Below are 17,457 nucleotides of genomic sequence, written 5' to 3'. Positions count from 1 at the left end.
AAATTACCAACCTTAGTGGTATCAACCGAAATACATTATATTCCCTGTTTTCCACGTAAGCAATAAATAGAAAAACTGATATGCATCATTTGCCTTTAATAGATCTGGCTGTTATTGCGATTTACCTGCTTTGTATGATCCTGGTAGGCGTATGGTTCTCCAGGAAGAATAAGAATGCAGCTCAATTTACAACAGCATCCGGAAATATTCCAGGCTGGGCGTTGGGATTATCGCTGTACGCCACTTTTTTAAGCAGTAACACTTTCCTGGGAGTACCGGGGAAGTCGTTTGGCAGCAACTGGAACGCGTTTGTTTTTAGCTTGTCGATGCCGGCCGCAGCGTTTATTGCCGCCCGTTATTTTGTGCCGTTCTACCGCCACAGCGGGGAGGTTAGCGCCTATACCCACCTGGAGCGACGCTTCGGTGCCTGGGCCCGGACATACGCCATGATCTGCTTTATACTAACGCAGCTGGCCAGGATGGGGACTATCTTTTTCGGGGTGGCATTGGCATTACAGGCGCTCACAGGATTGGAAATGCGCACCATCATGACCGTTACCGGTGGCTGTATTATTGTGTATACGGTGCTGGGAGGAATGGAGGCCGTGATCTGGACGGAAGTATTACAAGGGATTATTAAAACAGCCGGAGCATTGATTATACTGGGACTGGTGATCGGTGGTATGCAGCATGGCGTAACAGACATTTTTCATATAGGCGTGGCCGATGGGAAATTTTCGCTGGGAAGCTTTAATATACTGGATTTGGGCAGCTCCACTTTTTGGGTGGTGTTTTTATATGGGTTCTTTATTAACCTGAATAATTTCGGTATGGACCAGAACTATATACAGCGTTATCATACAGCTCGCTCTGCGCAGGAAGCCTCCCGCAGTATCTGGATATGCGTATGGTGGTATGTACCGGTAAGCCTGGTGTTTTTCTTTATCGGTACGGCGTTATACGCCTATGTACAACAGCACCCCGATATGCTGGCCATGATAAAGCAGCAGGTAGCGGCGGAAAGGCAGGTAACGCCAGAGTCGTTGACACCCGCCGATTATGGCGATAAGGTATTGCCGTTGTTTATGGTGATGAAAGTGCCGAAAGGCTTGCTGGGGTTGATTGTAGCAGCTATACTTTCGGCAGCTATGAGTACCGTGAGCAGTGGTATGAACAGTACGGCAACTGTTTTCCTGAAAGATATTTACCAGCGGTATATCTCCCCGGTATCTACTCCCCGGAAAGATATGCGGGTATTATATATAGCCACTACCGTGAGTGGTATGGTGGCTATCATTTTTGGTATCGCAATGATAGGTGTAAAGAGTATCCTGGATATGTGGTGGGAGTTGTCGGGCATTTTTGCCGGTGGCATGCTGGGCTTGTTTCTCCTGGGTATGATATCAAAAACAAAGAATGCGGCCGCGTTAACAGCAACGATTGTCGGTATGTTGATTATTATCTGGATGTCGCTGTCGAAATACCTGCCCGCCACCTGGCAGCACCTGCGCAGCCCTTTGCATGTGCATATGATTATCGTGGTGGGCACCCTGTCTATTTTCCTGGTGGGCATGCTGCTCTCGCGGCTGCAGGCACAGCCATCTTCTTCGTCTAAAACCTCTTAGTGATATGCAAAAGAAATTTGTACCGGTGATGATCACCCCTTTTAATTTGAAAGCGCAGATTGATATGGGCATGGTGGAATACCTGGTAGACTTTTACCTGGAAGCTGGGGTAAAAGGTTTTTTCGCCAATTGTTTGTCGTCTGAAATGTACAGCATCAGTGAAGATGAGCGACTGGACCTCACCCGCCATGTAGTACGCTATGTGAATGGCCGGGTGCCGGTAGTAGCCACCGGGTCATTTGGGCTTATCATCCCCGATAAGGCCCTGTTTACCGAAAAGTTGCATGATACCGGTGTAGATTCTGTAATTATGATCACGGGGCACTTTGCCAATGTAGATGAGCCAGACGAGGTATTGTTGCAGCGCTTTGAACAAATGTTTTCATTAACGGGTAATATCCCGCTGGGATTATATGAATGCCCCGCGCCTTATAAACGAGTGATTACACCAGAGATATTACGCACCCTGCTGGCTACCAACCGCCTGAATTACCACAAGGATACCTCCTGCAATGTAGATCAAGTGAAGGCTAAGCTGGCCGTAGTAGAAGGAAGCCGCCTGGAGTTTTACGATGCGCATACACCCCATGGGGTAAGCTCTATGCAGATGGGCGCAGCGGGTATGTCGTCTATTTCAGGTAATTTTTATCCGGAGATATTGGTCTGGCTCTGTAATCATGTGAACGACGAAAGTCGCCAGGATGACGTAAAATGGATACAGGAAGAACTGCGCAGGGTAGATCCGTTGATTCATGTGGCTTATCCTCTCAGCGCCAAGTATTTTATGCAGCTGAGAGGCATGCCGGTACGAACTATCAGTCGTGCACATGCCCTGGAGCTGACGCCTGAACAGAAATTGGTATTGCAACAGATTTACCGCGACTTTAAAGGATGGTGCATGCGGCTGCAAATCCGGGAAGTGGTGACCGCCCCCTTGACATCACATTAATTCGTTGTTATATTTAGGGTAGTAATGATGATTGCATGCGGGTAATGTGTAGTTTAGAGAAAGATCCTTATTCCTAATTCACATAATTTGATGTCCACCAGCACTTACAATCCGCAGCACGATGAAAAGCTCTTCTGGAGCCGGCTTTGTGACGGCGACCGGGAAGCCTTCGGAGAGATATACCGGCGGTATTTTCCGCTGCTGTTCCGTTATTGTATCCGGTTTACGGCCGATCGAGGACTGGTGAAGGATGTGTTGCAGGACTTCTTCTCACAGTTGTTCCTGCAACGCGCTGGTCTTGCGCGGGAGGTACATATCAAGAGCTACCTGATGGTGTCGGCGCGCAGGAAGTTATTCCGTTACCTGGAAAAATCAACCCGGCAGCCGGGGATACTCGAAGAGGGCGCGCTTTCCGGTTTTGAACTGGAGTTGTCGCCGGAGAGTATACTGATTAACCGGCAACACGACGAACAAGCTGCCCGCCTGCTGCGGCAGCAGTTGCAAACACTCACCCTGCGACAGAAAGAAGCTATCTATCTCCGTTTCTACGAAAACCTGAGCTATGAAGCCATTGCAGAGATTATGGTATTAAAGGAAGTAAAGTACGCCCGTACTTTAATATATAGGGCCATCGCCGAATTAAAGGAGCTGCTGGCGGTCAATGAATCTGCCCTGATGGTACGCTAAAAAAAAATTAAAAATTCTTTCTTTTTCCTGAGGGCATCCGCCCTTTTTTTGACTCTTCTTAATAGTACAAGGTATTTTTATGGATTACAATGTGTATGACGCTGCTGATTTTGCAGCAGATGTTTCATTTTGCGAATGGGTGCTGGAAGGCGGTACTGACCGGGCTTTCTGGGAAAGCTGGCAGGCGGCTCATCCCGAAAAGGAAGCCTTGTTACGGGAAGCCCGGGCTATGGTGCTGGCGCTCCGGTTTCGTACCAACGAAGTACGCCCTCGTGAAATGGAAGACATAAAACTGCAGATAGATCAATTGCTGGACGAATCCGTTAAAAAAAATAACGGGCTTTGGATCAGACGTATAGGGTATGTCGTTAGTGCAGTAGCCGCCGCACTGATACTATTTATAGCGGTATGGTATTACCAGGGAAATCATACACCGGAAAAGATTTATGTACATACCGGCTTTGGAGAAACTAAAACCATCCATTTACCGGATGGTTCTGTGGTACAGCTCAATGCTAATTCGGCGGTAAGCTATCCCGCGGAGTGGACGAAAGAACAGGTAAGGACCGTGAGCCTGGAAGGAGAGGCCTATTTTAATGTATCCAAAGCGCCTGCAGGATTGCATCCTAAGTTCAGGGTACTGCTGCCGGATGTTATCATAGAAGTAAAGGGTACGGCCTTTAATGTATATAACCGCCGTCATACGATTAATGTGTTGCTGGAAGAAGGAAAGATCGTTGTTAATGATAGCCTGAAAATGCTGCCGGGCGACATGATGCAATTCAGAGAACACGCTTCTCAACGGCTACACGCAGATCCGGCGCAACTAACAGCCTGGAAACAACATCGCCTGGTGTTTAACAATACCTCCTTATCTGAGGTAGCACAACAACTGGAAGATCTTTACGGATATCGTATTCAATTCAGGGATAAAAGAATGGAAAGCCTGTTATTCACCGGTTCTGCACCCGCAGGTAACCCGGGAATATTACTGCAGGCGGTCGTCACAGTGCATCAGCTGAAAATGAAACAAAACAATTCAGTCATCATTTTTGAATAAAGTTTTTAAAAATTACAGTTATGCAAAAGAGCTTTACGAAGCTTTATGCTCCCTGGAGCGTCATGCTGCTATTATTGCTTTGGGCCACCAGTGCCGATGCACAGCAATTAATGGTCAGCAGTGGTAACACCTCCCGGGAAGCAGGATCAGTTCCTTTACAGCAAATGCTGGCTAACCTGGAAACACGTTATGGTGTCAGTTTTAACTATGCCCCCGCACAGGTAGCCGGTAAATTTGTAACCAACAAGAATACCCGCGGGAAAGAGGCCGATCTCGAAGCACAACTCCGCAAAACATTGCTGCCATTGGGTTTGCAGGCAGTAAGGTTAAGTGAACATGACTATGCCATTCGTAGCGCCGATGCCGCGCCTGCCACCAACATCAAAGCAGCAGAGCAAATTGTAAAAGGAAAGGTGACCGATGAAAAAGGAAATCCTGTTCCCGGCGTAAGCATACGCGAAAAAGGCACTAACAACGGTACCGCTACTGATGCAGAGGGCAATTTTTCTTTGAAGGTTGCTGGTACAAATGCTATACTGGTATTTCACTACGTAGGCTACCAGGCAAAAGAACTGGCGGCAGGTAGCGGCCTTTTGCTGGTACAGCTAAGTCCTGAAGTACGCAGCCTGGATGATGTAGTAGTAACCGCCCTCGGTATTAAACGCCAGGAAAAAGCGCTCGGTTATTCTATCGCCACGTTGAAAAGCGACCAGGTAAATACCGTAAAAGACGTAAACGTTGCCAATGCGTTGTCCGGTAAAGTAGCAGGGGTGAATGTACGTAGCACCAGCTCTGATCCCGGCGCCACCTCGCTGGTGGTGATCCGCGGTCAAAGTAAACTGGACGGATATAATCAACCTCTGTATGTAGTAGATGGTGTACCCATTGCACCTGCTGTACGCGCGCCCAAACAACCGGTAGGACAGGTGGTGGTGGATTATGGCAGCACCATTTCTGATATCAACCCCGACGACATTGCCAGTATGACCGTACTGAAAGGAGCCAGCGCTTCTGCGCTGTATGGCTCCCGCGCACTCAATGGGGTGATCCTGATTACCACCAAATCAGGAAGTGGCGCCCAAAAAGGATTGGGTGTTGCTGTTAATTCCAGTGCCCTGTTCGACCGCGCTACCCTGTTCCCTAAATTCCAGAATGAATTTGGCGCAGGCGACCGTACCGGTTCCGATGAAACCATCTCAGAAGCCAGCTGGGGCCCGCGCCTCGATGTAGGTACCAAACATGTACAATGGGATAGTCCCCTGGATGCTAATGGTAATCCTATTCCTACAGACTGGGTATCTTATCCTAACCGCCATAAAGATTTCTTCCGTACCGGCTCTACCCTGACTAATAATATAGCCGTAACCGGTAATAATAAAGATGGTAACTTCCGCCTGTCTTATACTAATCTTGCCAATGAAGGGATTACCCCTAATACCGATCTGAAAAGAAATACTATTAATCTGTCCGCCGGGTATACGCTGCACCCGAAAGTACGCGTGAGCACCAATATCGGCTATACGAAAAACACGAGCAACAACAGGCCTACCTACAACCGTGGAAGTGTATCCAGCATTGTATATACCACCACGCCCAATGTAGATATCAGGAAGCTCCGCAACTACTGGATTCCTGGAAAAGAAGGACTGCAGCAGTTCTCACATGTGCCGGGGTCTACTGATAATCCCTATTTCGTAGCATATGAGCTGACCAATGGATATAACCGTGATCGTATCATGGGAAATGTGGAATTGAATATAGATATCACTAAAGACCTGACGCTCATGGCCCGTACCGGTATGGACTACTATTCTGAATACCGGGAAAGTAAGCGTGCCTTCAGCGCCATTAAGAATCCCAATGGTGGCTACGGTATCGAAACGGAAACGTTCCGGGAGCAGAATACAGATTTCCTGTTGAGCTATAAGAAGCAAGTCAACAAGGATTTCTTTATCTCAGTATCTGGCGGCGCCAACAGGATGAACCAATCCGGTGCTGGTACTACCCAGAAAACAGAAAGCCTGGTAATGCCCGGCGTATACAGTATTTCAAATGCTAAAGCAGGCACTGTATTCAACGACTCCTATCGTTTTACAAAACGTATTAACAGCGTATACGGCATGGGACAGGTAGCTTTCCGTAACTATGCCTTCCTCGATCTGACCGCCCGCAACGACTGGTCAAGTACTTTGCCTCCTGAAAATAACTCCTATTTCTATCCTTCTGCTTCACTCAGCCTGATATTGACCGATATGTTCAATATCAAATCAAACATACTTTCTTTTGCCAAGGTGAGGGCTAACTGGGCGCAGGTGGGCGGAGATACAGATCCGTATAGCCTGTACAATACCTTTGGCTTTGGACAGGATTGGGGAAGTGTGAAGCGTGCCACTATTGACAATGCCTTGCTGAATAACAAATTGAAACCCCTGATTGCCACCTCTCATGAGTTCGGGGCCGATGTTCGTTTCCTGGACGGAAGACTGGGGATTGATATCACTTACTATAATACCATCAACAAAAACCAGATTCTCCGGATTCCGGTAACAATGGCTACAGGGTATAGCAACCTGTTGACAAATGCAGGTAAGGTAGGAAATAAAGGCATTGAAATCGGGTTGAATGCCACCCCGGTTAAAGGCGCCTTCCGCTGGGATTTACAGGTTAATTACACCAAGAATCGCAATAAGATCATTGAGCTGATGCCGGGTATTACCAACTACCTTGTAGGTGGTGCAGAAGGTATCCGCTTCCAGGTAGCAGAGGGAACAGAAATGGGCGATATGTATGCCCAGAACTGGGCCACGGTGCCAGACGGAGAGTTTAAAGGGCAGCCTTTGCTGGCCAACGACGGTAGCTATCAGAAAGTAAATGACTATGTTAAAATAGGTAACTACAATCCCGATTTTATGGTAGGGATCACCAATACCTTTACCTACAAAGGATTTACGCTGAATCTGCTGATCGACTGGCGCCAGGGAGGAAAGTTCTTCTCCTACGTAGCTAAAAATCTCCTGAGTGACGGACGTACGCAAACAACCATCCATGGCCGTGATCCGCAAACCGGTGGACTGGCCTGGAACGATGGCACCTACAACCGTACCGACGGAATGATCCTGTTTGGATATGTGGAAGAAAGTCCCGGTAAATATAAACTCAATGATGTTGTAACGGACCCGGAAAATTACTACGGCGAATACTACTGGAGTTTCAATAGCCGCTCTACTTTCGATGCCAGCTACGTGAAGCTGAGAGAGGCCTCCCTGACATACAACTTTTCGAAGAAAGTGTTGGGCAGAGCGCCTATAAACAATCTCTCCATTGCATTCATTGCCAGGAACCTGTTTACCTGGACCGCTGCTGAGCAAGGCTATGATCCTGAAACGGCTATGACCATTGCCAACGGCAGCTTTTCGCCTGGTGTTACCAGCTGGGGCTTGCCATATACCCGTTCCTATGGCGTAAAACTGGGATTCAATTTTTAAACTAATAAATAGTTGGTTATGCAACGCATACCTGTTATATATCTACTGTTTTGCCTGGTGATACTTTCCTCTGCTTGTAAGAAGGGGTTGGAAGACATCAACGTAAACCCAAACAAGTCGCAGGTGATCAACCCTGAATTCCTGTTGTCTACCTCGTTGATCAACACTGCTTATGATTACCAGGAAGATGCCTACTTCGATAAGCCTGCATCTGCGGGGCGTTACATCACGATGGTGCGTAACGAAGGCAACGACAAATTCGATTGGGGTCCGCAGAGCTGGGACGGTAACTACGCCAAACTTTCGGTTAACTATGAAATGATGGACCAGGCCAAAAAGCAAAACGTTCCACAATACATAGCGGTAGGAAAGATACTGGAGGCATTTAACTTTGCCTATCTCTCCGACCTGTTTGGCGACATCCCCTATACCGAGGCATTGCGTTTGAAAGAGGACCGTATCCTGCATCCGAAATATGACCAGCAGCAGGTAGTATATCCTGCCTTGCTTCAATCACTTAAAGATGCCAACGACCAATTGGCTACGCTGACGAATGGCGTAGATGCTACCGCAGATGTGATGTATGGCGGCGATCCTTTACTCTGGCGTAAGTTTGCTAACTCGCTCCGGTTAAGAATGCTACTGCGCATCTCAAAGAGTTATGTGCCCGCATTTACCGACATGCAGGCCATTATCAATGATAAGGTAAAGTATCCCATCTTTGAAAGCAATGCAGACAATGCAGAAGTAAAGTACCTGGGAGACGTAGGCGCTAACAGCTGGCCCGGAGGTCCCATGGCCAATGGTTTCGAGGAGTTCAATAAGCGTAAACCCAGTAAGGAAATCGTAGATGCGCTGCAACAACGCAACGATCCCCGCCTGGGCGTTTGGATCGCCAAAGTAGATTCGCTTTCGGGAGGAACCGTTGATACAAAGCCTTATGTCGGCGTTCCGAACGCTATCCCTGCGCCTTATGACTATAACGGTGGAACGGTTCATATTTCCCGGCTGTCTGATATGTTTAAAAGTAACAGTCATCCCATGGTGAAAGCTACCATGATGACTTATGCAGAAGTATGCTTCATCCTGGCAGAATGTGTACAGGCCGGAAAAATAACCGTAGCAGGCAAAACTGCTGAAAGCCTCTACTACGATGGTATTGGCGCCAGCATGAAATACTATGGTGTTGACCAGGCGGCTACCGATGCCCACTACTACGATCAGCCGTCTGTAAAGTACAACGGTACACTGGAACAGCTGATAGGCCAGAAATGGATTGCCGGGTTCCTGAAAGGAGCGGAAGCCTGGTTCGACAACCGTCGTACCGGTTTCCCCAAGTTCGTACTAGGCCCGCTGTCTGCCTCCACCAGCTTGCCCAAACGTTATATTTATCCGACAGGGGAACGTGATACCAACAACGACGAATACCTGAAAGCGTTAACGCAGTTCGGTCCGGATAAGCAGACTACCCTGATGTGGTACCTGAAATAACCTGATTATCTATAGCCCCATGCTTTCAGTGTGGGGTTGTAGTTGTTCTGCTATTCCTATACTTTATTCCTGTTACACTTTTCTGAGTGAAATAATGAAAGGATTCCTTACTTTATTGCTATTGGTTCCGCTGTTGTGCGCCGCTACTGTGTGGAAGGATGTTACTGTTGTTTGTAAAGACAAACAGATTGCTGCGCAGGTATTGCAGGAAGAAGTACAGCGCCGTACGGGGCTTTCCTGGCCTATAGCCGCCAGGATGCCATCAACCGGCGATGTGATGTTGCTCACATTAGCGCCGGGAGCCCCCGAATCTTATCATGTTGAATACATTCCGGCTGCAGGCCGCCGGCAGATCAGGATAACGGCGCCGGATACACGTGGTTTGCTGTACGGCGTGGGATACCTCCTGCGTACCATGACCTACCTGCCGCAACAGGTACAGCTGGCAGATGAGATTAATGTGGCGGCTACGCCGGAAAAGGCGATCCGCGGCCACCAGATTGGTTACCGTAACCTCGCTAACTCCTACGATGGATGGACGCCGGAACAATACGAACGCTATATCCGCGAACTCGCCATTTTTGGTACCAACAGTATAGAGGCCATTCCCTTTATGCCGCCATCACCGCATTTCCATCTCCCTTCCCACGATATGAATCTTCGCATTAGCGAATACTGTAAAAAATACGACCTGGACTTTTCCGTGTGGACGCCCGCCACCTTTGATTTGCAGGATACCACCAAAAGAAATCATTTTCTTTTACAATTCGATTCCCTCTTCCGGGAGTCGCCCCGGCTGGATGCCGTATTCTTCCCGGGCGGCGATCCAGGCGACAATACCCCGCAGCAGGTACTGCCCTTCCTCGAAGAGCTGGCACCCCGGCTGAAAAAATATCACCCAAAAGCATCGATCTGGTTATCGCTCCAGGGCTTTACCCCCGATGCCTGTACGTTCGTTTATTCCTATATCACCCAACACCAGCCGCGGTGGCTGGGAGGGATTGTGGTAGGTCCCTCCAGTCCCTCGCTGGAAGATACGCGGGCAGCATTGCCGGCCCGCTATAAAATCCGCCATTATCCTGATATTACCCACACCGTACGCTGCGACTACCCCGTGGTATGGTGGGATCCGGCCTTTGCGTTTACCCTGGGCCGGGAACCGGTGAATCCGCAACCGCAGTACTATGCCAACATCTACCGGTTTATAGCACCTGTGATGGATGGATTTATCAGTTATTCCGATGGCGCCCATGACGACATCAATAAAATGACCTGGAGCCTGCTGGGCTGGAATAGCCAGGCAGATATACGTGACATCATACAACAATACGCCAATTTCTTTTTTGGCTCTACCGCCAGGGATGCCGCAGCAGAGGGAATCCTGGCCCTGGAAAAGAACTGGGAAGGGCCTATTGCCGGCAACGCCGGTATTGCTACCACCCTTGGATGGTGGCAGCAGCTGGAACAGCAGCATCCGGAACTCAGCACCAACTGGCGTTGGCAAATGTGCCTGCAGAGGGCTTACTACGACGCCTATACGCGGCGGCGTGCCATCCGGGATGCTGCGCTGGAAGCCGCCGTGAACCAGGTACTGCTGGATAGCGGCGATGTAATGTCCCGCGCAGAAAAGATATTGCGGCAGGCGGATACTGTAGTAGAGCCTGCCTGGCGCCAACGTATCGTCGATTTATGCGAGGCGCTGTATCAGTCTGTTGCGCTGCAAACCAGCGTGGCCAAATACAAAGCCGCAGGCCCGGAAAGGGGAGCGGTGCTCGACTTCCTCGACCGGCCATTGAACAATCGCTGGTGGCTGGAAGATAAATTCAAATATATCCGCACACTACCGGCAGCGGCACAACGTAAAGCGCTGGATACGCTGGCGCGCTGGGAAAACCCCGGCCCGGGCAGCTTTTACGATGCAGTAGCCAATATTTCCAAATCTCCCCATGTACTCCGGCCGGAAGATTTACATACCGATCCGCTCGTGCGCCGCAGCGATACGCCGGGCTTCGACTGGTGGGAGAGCGGCTATAGCCGCAAACGCCTGTCGTGGATGGTGAGCCTGCGTTGGCCGTCGGCATTGCGTTACGATCATCTCGACACCACTGCACGGTATGTAGTGAGGGTAACCGGTTATGGAGAAAGCCTGCTGAAAGCCAATGGCGTGCGACTCCCGCCCGGCCTGTATGGCAAAGGTATCGGTGAGCTAAAGGAATTCCCGGTACCTGCGGAACTGACAAAAACCGGTACGCTGCTACTCACCTGGGACGACATCGACGAAGAACACCTGAACTGGCGCCAACATTCAAGGGTCACCGAAGTGTGGCTGATTAAATTATAAATGCATACGGATGAAGAAAGTTATTTACCTGGCCACAGGCCTGCTACTGTCATGCTCCGCCTGGGCTACGCCCGATGATCCCTTTACGCAGGCGATGTCTGTAAAATATATCGTGCCGCAAGGCTTGCATATGGTAAAGGTAGTCAACGACTACAATGATAACGTGCAGGTGCTCACCAAAGAAGGCTTTTATCGCCTCAGCGGGCAGGAGCTGGTCCGGGACCTGCGTTTTCGCCCCCTCGCACAGAAGATCCCGGTGGATGTGACCATCCGCGAAGGCAGCGGGCATTTATACTACCTGTATGCCGACAAATGCCTGACCAACGGCTACGCCGGCATTCCTTACATCAATCTCCCGGCCGGAAAGTTTAAGCGTGTAGCAGTAGACGTGAATGGCCGCATGTTGCTGGCCGGCGATCAGGTCATGGCCATTGCCGACAATGGAAAATTAATATCATTGCCCGATATTACCGAAGGGGTTACTTCGATGGAAGCGAATGGTGGCGAATTTTTTATACTAACGCCTAAAGCTGTATACCAGCTGAAAGATAACCGGTTTATTCCCATACACCGCACAAACAACGCCACCGCCATGGCTTTCAGCGGGCAGGATATTGTATTGGGCACCCATCATGGGTACTACGCGGTGAATCGCCGCAGCGGGGATACCAGCTTATCGCTGCAATTGCGTATACCCGTTACCGATATTGAGCAATTACTCATCGTAAATGGACAGGTATGGGCAGGTACCCCGCAGGGAGCATTCCTGAAAGGTGACAGCGCTTGCCGGTACTTTGCCTCCCGCCGCTGGCTGGATCAGGACAGTGTAAAAAGCATGACTGTGGATAGTAACGGTGATGTATATGTGCTAACCGGTACAGGTCTCAATAAAATTACCTTCAACCGGCAAACACTGGCACAGAAAGCAGCTTATTTCCAGCGCAAGATCCGCGAGAAACATATCCGCTATGGATTCATCGCTAACCTACAGCTGGATCCCCCCGGTGATGAACGTACCGCCCAAATGGCCGATACCGACAATGACGGCCTGTGGACCAGTTTCTACCTGGGCAGCCAGGCATTCCGCTATGCTACTACCAAAGAGCCGGCGGCCAAACGTTATGCCTGGGAAGCCTTTGAAGCCTTTGAAAGAATCCTTTCTGTCAACCAGTTGACCGGTTTTCCTTCCCGTACCTTCGAACGAAAAGGCTACAAAAATTCAGATCCGGAACGATGGAGAGATTCGCCAGACCCCGAATGGGAATGGAAAGGACATACCAGCAGCGACGAATTTGTGGCCTATATCTGGATAGCGGCTGTGCTACACGAAATGGTGGCCGAAACACCGGAAGAACAGCAACGGGTTACTGCTTTCATTGATAAGATCATGACGCATATCCTCGACCATAAATATACCCTCACGGATATCGATAATAAGCCTACGCTCTGGGGCCGCTGGGGACCGGAATACATCAACTGGTATCCTGCCACCATCGGCGATCGCCGCCTGGGAAGCACTACCATCATGGCGGGGCTGCAACTGGCCTATGCGCTCACCGGTAAAGAGCGCTATAAAACAGCTGCCTATGACCTGATAAAGAAACATGGTTACCTGAAAAATATACTTGTCGACTACCATACCATCAAGCCTACGCCGGGTTACCTGCATATGGGCATCGACATGGGCAACGGCGGCTGGAACCATTCTGATGATGAAATGGCGTTTCTTACCTATTGGGTACTATACCGTTATGCCTTTACGCCGGAGTTGAAAGAACAATATAAAACAGCTATCCGTAATCATTGGCAAATGGAACGGCCGGAAAAGAATGCACTGTGGAACCTCATTACTATGGCTACTGCCGGCGATTTTGATGCCACAGCTACTACCTGGTGGTTGCAAACCTTCCCCATGGATCTGATCACCTGGACCATCACGAATAGTCACCGCCAGGATATTACACTGCTGCCAGCCAATTTCCGCAACCAGACCACAGCTACTTTGCTGCCACTCGACGAACTGCCTGTACACCGGCATAATGCCAATGCGTTTACGCTGGATGGCGGTCATAACGGCGAATCAGAGCTGGCCGGCGATGAGTTCCTGTTGCCCTACTGGATGGCACGCTACCTGAAAGTGCTGGAATAATAATTAAAGTAAAGTGCCTTTTAATATGACTGCAGCTATTGAAAAGTAAATTACCAACCCGGTCACATCTACGAGGGTAGCTACGAGTGGCGCAGAAGAGGTGGCCGGGTCGAGCTTCACTTTTTTCAATAGAATGGGTATCATGGAGCCACTCAGGGTACCCCACATCACAATGCCGATCAGCGAAAAGAAGATGGTTGTTGCCAGCAGGAACCAATGAATGCCATAGTTATACAGGTGTAGTTCTTGCCAAACGGCAATGCGTACAAAGCCGATGCAACCTAAAATGAAGCCCAGGGTAAGCCCCGACAGGATTTCACGACGCATCACAAACCACCAGTTTTTGATGGTAAGTTCTTTTAATGCCATGGCACGGATGATCAGGGTGGCCGCTTGTGACCCGCTGTTACCACCGCTGGAAATAATGAGTGGCACAAACAATGCTAACACCACAGCCCTGGAGATTTCCGTATCAAAATATCCCATGGCGGTGGCAGTCAGCATTTCGCCAATGAAAAGTACGATCAGCCAGGATGCTCTTTTTTGGATCAGCGAAAAAAATCTGGTTTGTACATAAGGATAGTCCAGCCCTTCTACACCACCAAAATTCTGGATTTCTTTGGTATCACGCTGTTCTGCTACATCAAGTACATCGTCTACGGTTAAAACGCCCTGCAGGATATGATCATCGTTGATAACAGGCAATACTACCCGGTCATATTCTTTGAACCTCGCTACTGCATCCTCTTTGGTATCGGTCATTTTGAGTGATATACAAAAACCGTCAAGGATATCAGATACTTTTTTTCCGGGATCATTTAACACAAATCGCCTTACCGGGATGTCGTCAATTAGTTTTCCATCTTTTCCTACCACATAAATGACGTTGGCAGCTTCGCTGTCCCGATGATTTTTTCGCAGGTGCTCGCTGGCCTGGGCAATGGTAATATCCGGTTCGATAGTGGCGAAATCGGTGTTGATGAGTCTTGCCACACTATTTTTAGGGTAGCCCAATATATCATGAACAGCAGCTTTGTTTTGCTGATTCAGCAATTCCAGGTAAGCCGAACGTTCAAGCCCGCCCAGGAGAGAGTAAAATGCAACGCGGTCATCTGAGCTGAGATCATTAAGTATCTGGGAGGCCCTTGACCTGTCTATAGCGGTAATCACTTTCCGCTGCAGGGGAGCTTCAAGGTAGGGAAAAACTGTCGTTTCCTTTCCTGCCGGCAAGGCAATAAAGCCCTGCACGGCGTTGTCAGCCGGCACCGAAGCCAACATCCGCGCCACTTCGGCCGGATGAACATATTTATTGCCGTTGTCCAGGCCTAACAAACTGCTAAAATCACCTTGCCTGATTTTTTTGCTGATCTCTTTTAAATTCATCATAACCACAGGGGTTTAAACAATACAATTTAATGGTTTTCAGTTTGAATTGCAGTAAGGATTGGGATTAATTCTACCTTAAAATTCAAAAGTGAGCAGCCCTGTTGCAATATTGCATTGACTAGTTGCGGCCGAAGAGAGACTTCCCGGATTCCTGTTACAGCATCCATGCCTGGGCCGGTTATTGGCCGGAATAGCTGTACCGGGAATACCGGAATCAATAAATAATAGTTTCTAAACAATTGTAACCCAGCTATAAATACACGACTTGAAAAAAAATCGCCGCCATTAACATTGCGTTAATAGTAACAGCTTATTTTGGTTATCATATTTCAACCTAATGTCTGCAGCGGTATTTTTTATCAAGTTGTATAATGTTAACTATCAGAAGGTCTATGACTTCTCCTATAAGCTCTGTGGCGACCCACACCGGGCGAAAGATATTACCCAGCAATGTTTTCTACGCCTGTGGGAAAAAATAGATACCATTGATAGTAACCAGGAAGATATATTTCCCCTGTTATTTGTTATTGCCAAACGGGTAGTCATCGATGAAAGCAGGAGGGCCAGTACCAGTGCACAGGCATATAAGGATATACTGCATACCTCCACCGGCAGTGTCGACGAAACCGTTACCAATATCGATTATAAACAATTGAAACACCGGTTGAGTAATATCCTCGAACTATTACCCGACAAGCCCCGCACCGTATACGAATTCCGCGATTCGGGGTATTCCCATAAAGAAATAGCCGCTATGCTCAACATCTCTGTAACAACGGTACGTACCCATCTGAAAACCGCTACTCATTTTATCCGTAAAAGAATTGGCAACGCCACCGTGATACTAGTGGGCACACTGGTATTATGGTCTTGCCGCAAAGGAAATGACGGGCCGTCTATCCCCACCGGCCCGGTTACTACCGCGGAAGTAAACCGCTGGATATTGGATAGCATGCAATGGTTCTACTATTGGAAAGAAGGACTACCGAGCACTCCTGATGCCTCCAGCGAAGCGCCAGCCTATTTTAACTCATTAAAAAATGCGGCAGACCGTTTTTCTTTTTTATATGATCCTGCGGTTTGGAATACTTACCCCGCCAGTATAAGAAGCGTATACGGTATGGAAGTGACGGTGGTAAGCGATGATAAAGCCCCAGGTGGAGCGCTGGGAATTATCCAGCTCGTACAACCCGGTTCACCGGCAGCGTCCAAAGGGCTCGCACGGGGCCAGTTATTTACCCGTATCAACGGGCAGACGCTCAGTATAGGCAATGCTCCTACGCTGTTGTCGGCACTGGTCAAAGACCGTAAAGGCCAGCTAAAGATGGCAGATAAGGCTGCTGATGGTAAGGTTACAGAAACTACCGAACAACCCGTGACAGGCGGGGGCGTCACGGAAGAACCAGCGGTACAGCAATCCCTTATCCTTACTGGTACACCTCAACCCGCTGCCTATCTCTGCTTTAATTACTTCGACGACCTGCAATCAGCCGCGTTGCTCCAGGCATTCAATACCTATCATCAGCAGGGTATTCAGCACCTGGTGATCGACCTGCGCTATAGTCCCGGTGGAAGTGTGGCTATGGCGGCGGTACTATGCGCCCTGGTGAGCAACCATATTAAACCCACGGATATCTTTGCCCAATATAACGGTAATAGCCGGCTGGGTAATCGTAGTATCACTTTTGAACGGGCGATGTCGTTACCGGAACAAGGTACCCCGGTGAGCTTTGAACAGGTAAAGGCGCTACAGCTGCCTTTAAATAAGGTATATATATTGACAGGCCCACATACTGCCTCTGCGGCTGAAATGGTGGTTAACAACCTGAAGCCCTATGTTACTGTGATCCAGGTAGGCGGCACCACCCTCGGTAAAGATGAAGGCATGGTCACTATTTCGGATACCCGTAATCCCAAACGAATTCCCTGGGTGCTGATGCCCATTACCTATAAGCTGCTAAATGCTACTGGCGCCGGTGGCTATCACCAGGGCCTGGCGCCCGCTTACCCGGTAGATGAACTGGCCAGTCTGCCGCTACAGCCACTTGGCAATACCAGTGATCCTTTGCTGGCGAAGGCGTTGCAGCAGATAGGCGCCCCTGGCGGCCGTATAGCCCATACGGAGCAAAACGCGCCCAGGCAGCACATTACACCCGGTGCCATGGCCTACCCGGTAATGGTTACCCATCCCTGATTTTATCTCCAATGTTACCAAAATGTGAATTCACCTTTTTCTCCTCCTCACTTTTTTATCGCCATTCGTTCTGTTTGTATAATTCATTCA

Annotated in this window: 10 protein-coding genes; 9 read left to right on the top strand and 1 reads right to left on the bottom strand. The window is 49.1% G+C overall.

Features of this window, described 5'->3' with window-relative positions; all coding sequences use genetic code 11:
- Positions 1-80: 80 nt before the first annotated feature.
- The 8 genes from FHW36_RS11030 to FHW36_RS10995 all read left to right on the top strand — a co-directional run bounded on the left by FHW36_RS11030 (position 81) and on the right by FHW36_RS10995 (position 13,787).
- On the top strand, positions 81-1,625 hold the full coding sequence (locus FHW36_RS11030) for a sodium:solute symporter (protein ID WP_145667253.1): 1,545 nt from the start codon (positions 81-83) through the stop codon (positions 1,623-1,625).
- Between the two features lie 4 nt (positions 1,626-1,629).
- Positions 1,630-2,574 carry a dihydrodipicolinate synthase family protein gene (locus tag FHW36_RS11025; protein WP_145667250.1) on the top strand — a complete coding sequence of 315 codons (945 nt, stop codon included), beginning with the start codon at positions 1,630-1,632 and terminating at the stop codon, positions 2,572-2,574.
- A 90-nt stretch (positions 2,575-2,664) separates the two neighbouring features.
- Positions 2,665-3,261: an RNA polymerase sigma factor gene (locus FHW36_RS11020; protein WP_145667246.1), complete on the top strand. Its 597-nt coding sequence runs from the start codon at positions 2,665-2,667 to the stop codon at positions 3,259-3,261.
- A 79-nt stretch (positions 3,262-3,340) separates the two neighbouring features.
- Entirely contained in the window at positions 3,341-4,321 is a 981-nt protein-coding gene (locus FHW36_RS11015) for a FecR family protein (protein ID WP_145667243.1), read from the top strand.
- Positions 4,322-4,341: 20 nt separating this feature from the next.
- Positions 4,342-7,806 (top strand): SusC/RagA family TonB-linked outer membrane protein, encoded by a 3,465-nt coding sequence (locus FHW36_RS11010; RefSeq protein WP_145667240.1) that lies wholly within the window; start codon positions 4,342-4,344, stop codon positions 7,804-7,806.
- 18 nt (positions 7,807-7,824) lie between these two features.
- Positions 7,825-9,297, top strand: a complete 1,473-nt coding sequence (locus tag FHW36_RS11005; protein WP_145667237.1) for a SusD/RagB family nutrient-binding outer membrane lipoprotein — start codon at positions 7,825-7,827, stop codon at positions 9,295-9,297.
- A gap of 94 nt (positions 9,298-9,391) precedes the next feature.
- Positions 9,392-11,638: a glycoside hydrolase family 20 zincin-like fold domain-containing protein gene (locus FHW36_RS11000; protein WP_145667234.1), complete on the top strand. Its 2,247-nt coding sequence runs from the start codon at positions 9,392-9,394 to the stop codon at positions 11,636-11,638.
- Between the two features lie 10 nt (positions 11,639-11,648).
- Complete coding sequence (locus FHW36_RS10995; RefSeq protein WP_145667231.1) at positions 11,649-13,787, top strand: ligand-binding sensor domain-containing protein; 2,139 nt, start codon at positions 11,649-11,651, stop codon at positions 13,785-13,787.
- Between the two features lie 3 nt (positions 13,788-13,790).
- On the opposite strand, the gene mgtE is transcribed toward FHW36_RS10995, so the two are convergent.
- Entirely contained in the window at positions 13,791-15,173 is a 1,383-nt protein-coding gene (gene mgtE / locus FHW36_RS10990) for a magnesium transporter (RefSeq protein ID WP_246121132.1), read from the bottom strand.
- 337 nt (positions 15,174-15,510) lie between these two features.
- On the opposite strand from mgtE, the gene FHW36_RS10985 reads away from it, so the two are divergent.
- On the top strand, positions 15,511-17,367 hold the full coding sequence (locus tag FHW36_RS10985) for a sigma-70 family RNA polymerase sigma factor (RefSeq protein WP_145667228.1): 1,857 nt from the start codon (positions 15,511-15,513) through the stop codon (positions 17,365-17,367).
- Positions 17,368-17,457: the final 90 nt, after the last annotated feature.

Origin of the sequence: Chitinophaga polysaccharea (assembly GCF_007829335.1) — a bacterium.
GTDB lineage: Bacteria > Bacteroidota > Bacteroidia > Chitinophagales > Chitinophagaceae > Chitinophaga > Chitinophaga polysaccharea_B.
This window is presented reverse-complemented; position numbering and strand designations above follow the sequence as displayed.

Coding starts and splice junctions, on each gene's coding strand:
- FHW36_RS11030 (WP_145667253.1), top strand. CDS start 81: ATGCATCATTTGCCTTTAATAGATCTGGCTGTTATTGCGATTTACCTG.
- FHW36_RS11025 (WP_145667250.1), top strand. CDS start 1,630: ATGCAAAAGAAATTTGTACCGGTGATGATCACCCCTTTTAATTTGAAA.
- FHW36_RS11020 (WP_145667246.1), top strand. CDS start 2,665: ATGTCCACCAGCACTTACAATCCGCAGCACGATGAAAAGCTCTTCTGG.
- FHW36_RS11015 (WP_145667243.1), top strand. CDS start 3,341: ATGGATTACAATGTGTATGACGCTGCTGATTTTGCAGCAGATGTTTCA.
- FHW36_RS11010 (WP_145667240.1), top strand. CDS start 4,342: ATGCAAAAGAGCTTTACGAAGCTTTATGCTCCCTGGAGCGTCATGCTG.
- FHW36_RS11005 (WP_145667237.1), top strand. CDS start 7,825: ATGCAACGCATACCTGTTATATATCTACTGTTTTGCCTGGTGATACTT.
- FHW36_RS11000 (WP_145667234.1), top strand. CDS start 9,392: ATGAAAGGATTCCTTACTTTATTGCTATTGGTTCCGCTGTTGTGCGCC.
- FHW36_RS10995 (WP_145667231.1), top strand. CDS start 11,649: ATGAAGAAAGTTATTTACCTGGCCACAGGCCTGCTACTGTCATGCTCC.
- mgtE (WP_246121132.1), bottom strand. CDS start 15,173: ATGATGAATTTAAAAGAGATCAGCAAAAAAATCAGGCAAGGTGATTTT.
- FHW36_RS10985 (WP_145667228.1), top strand. CDS start 15,511: ATGTCTGCAGCGGTATTTTTTATCAAGTTGTATAATGTTAACTATCAG.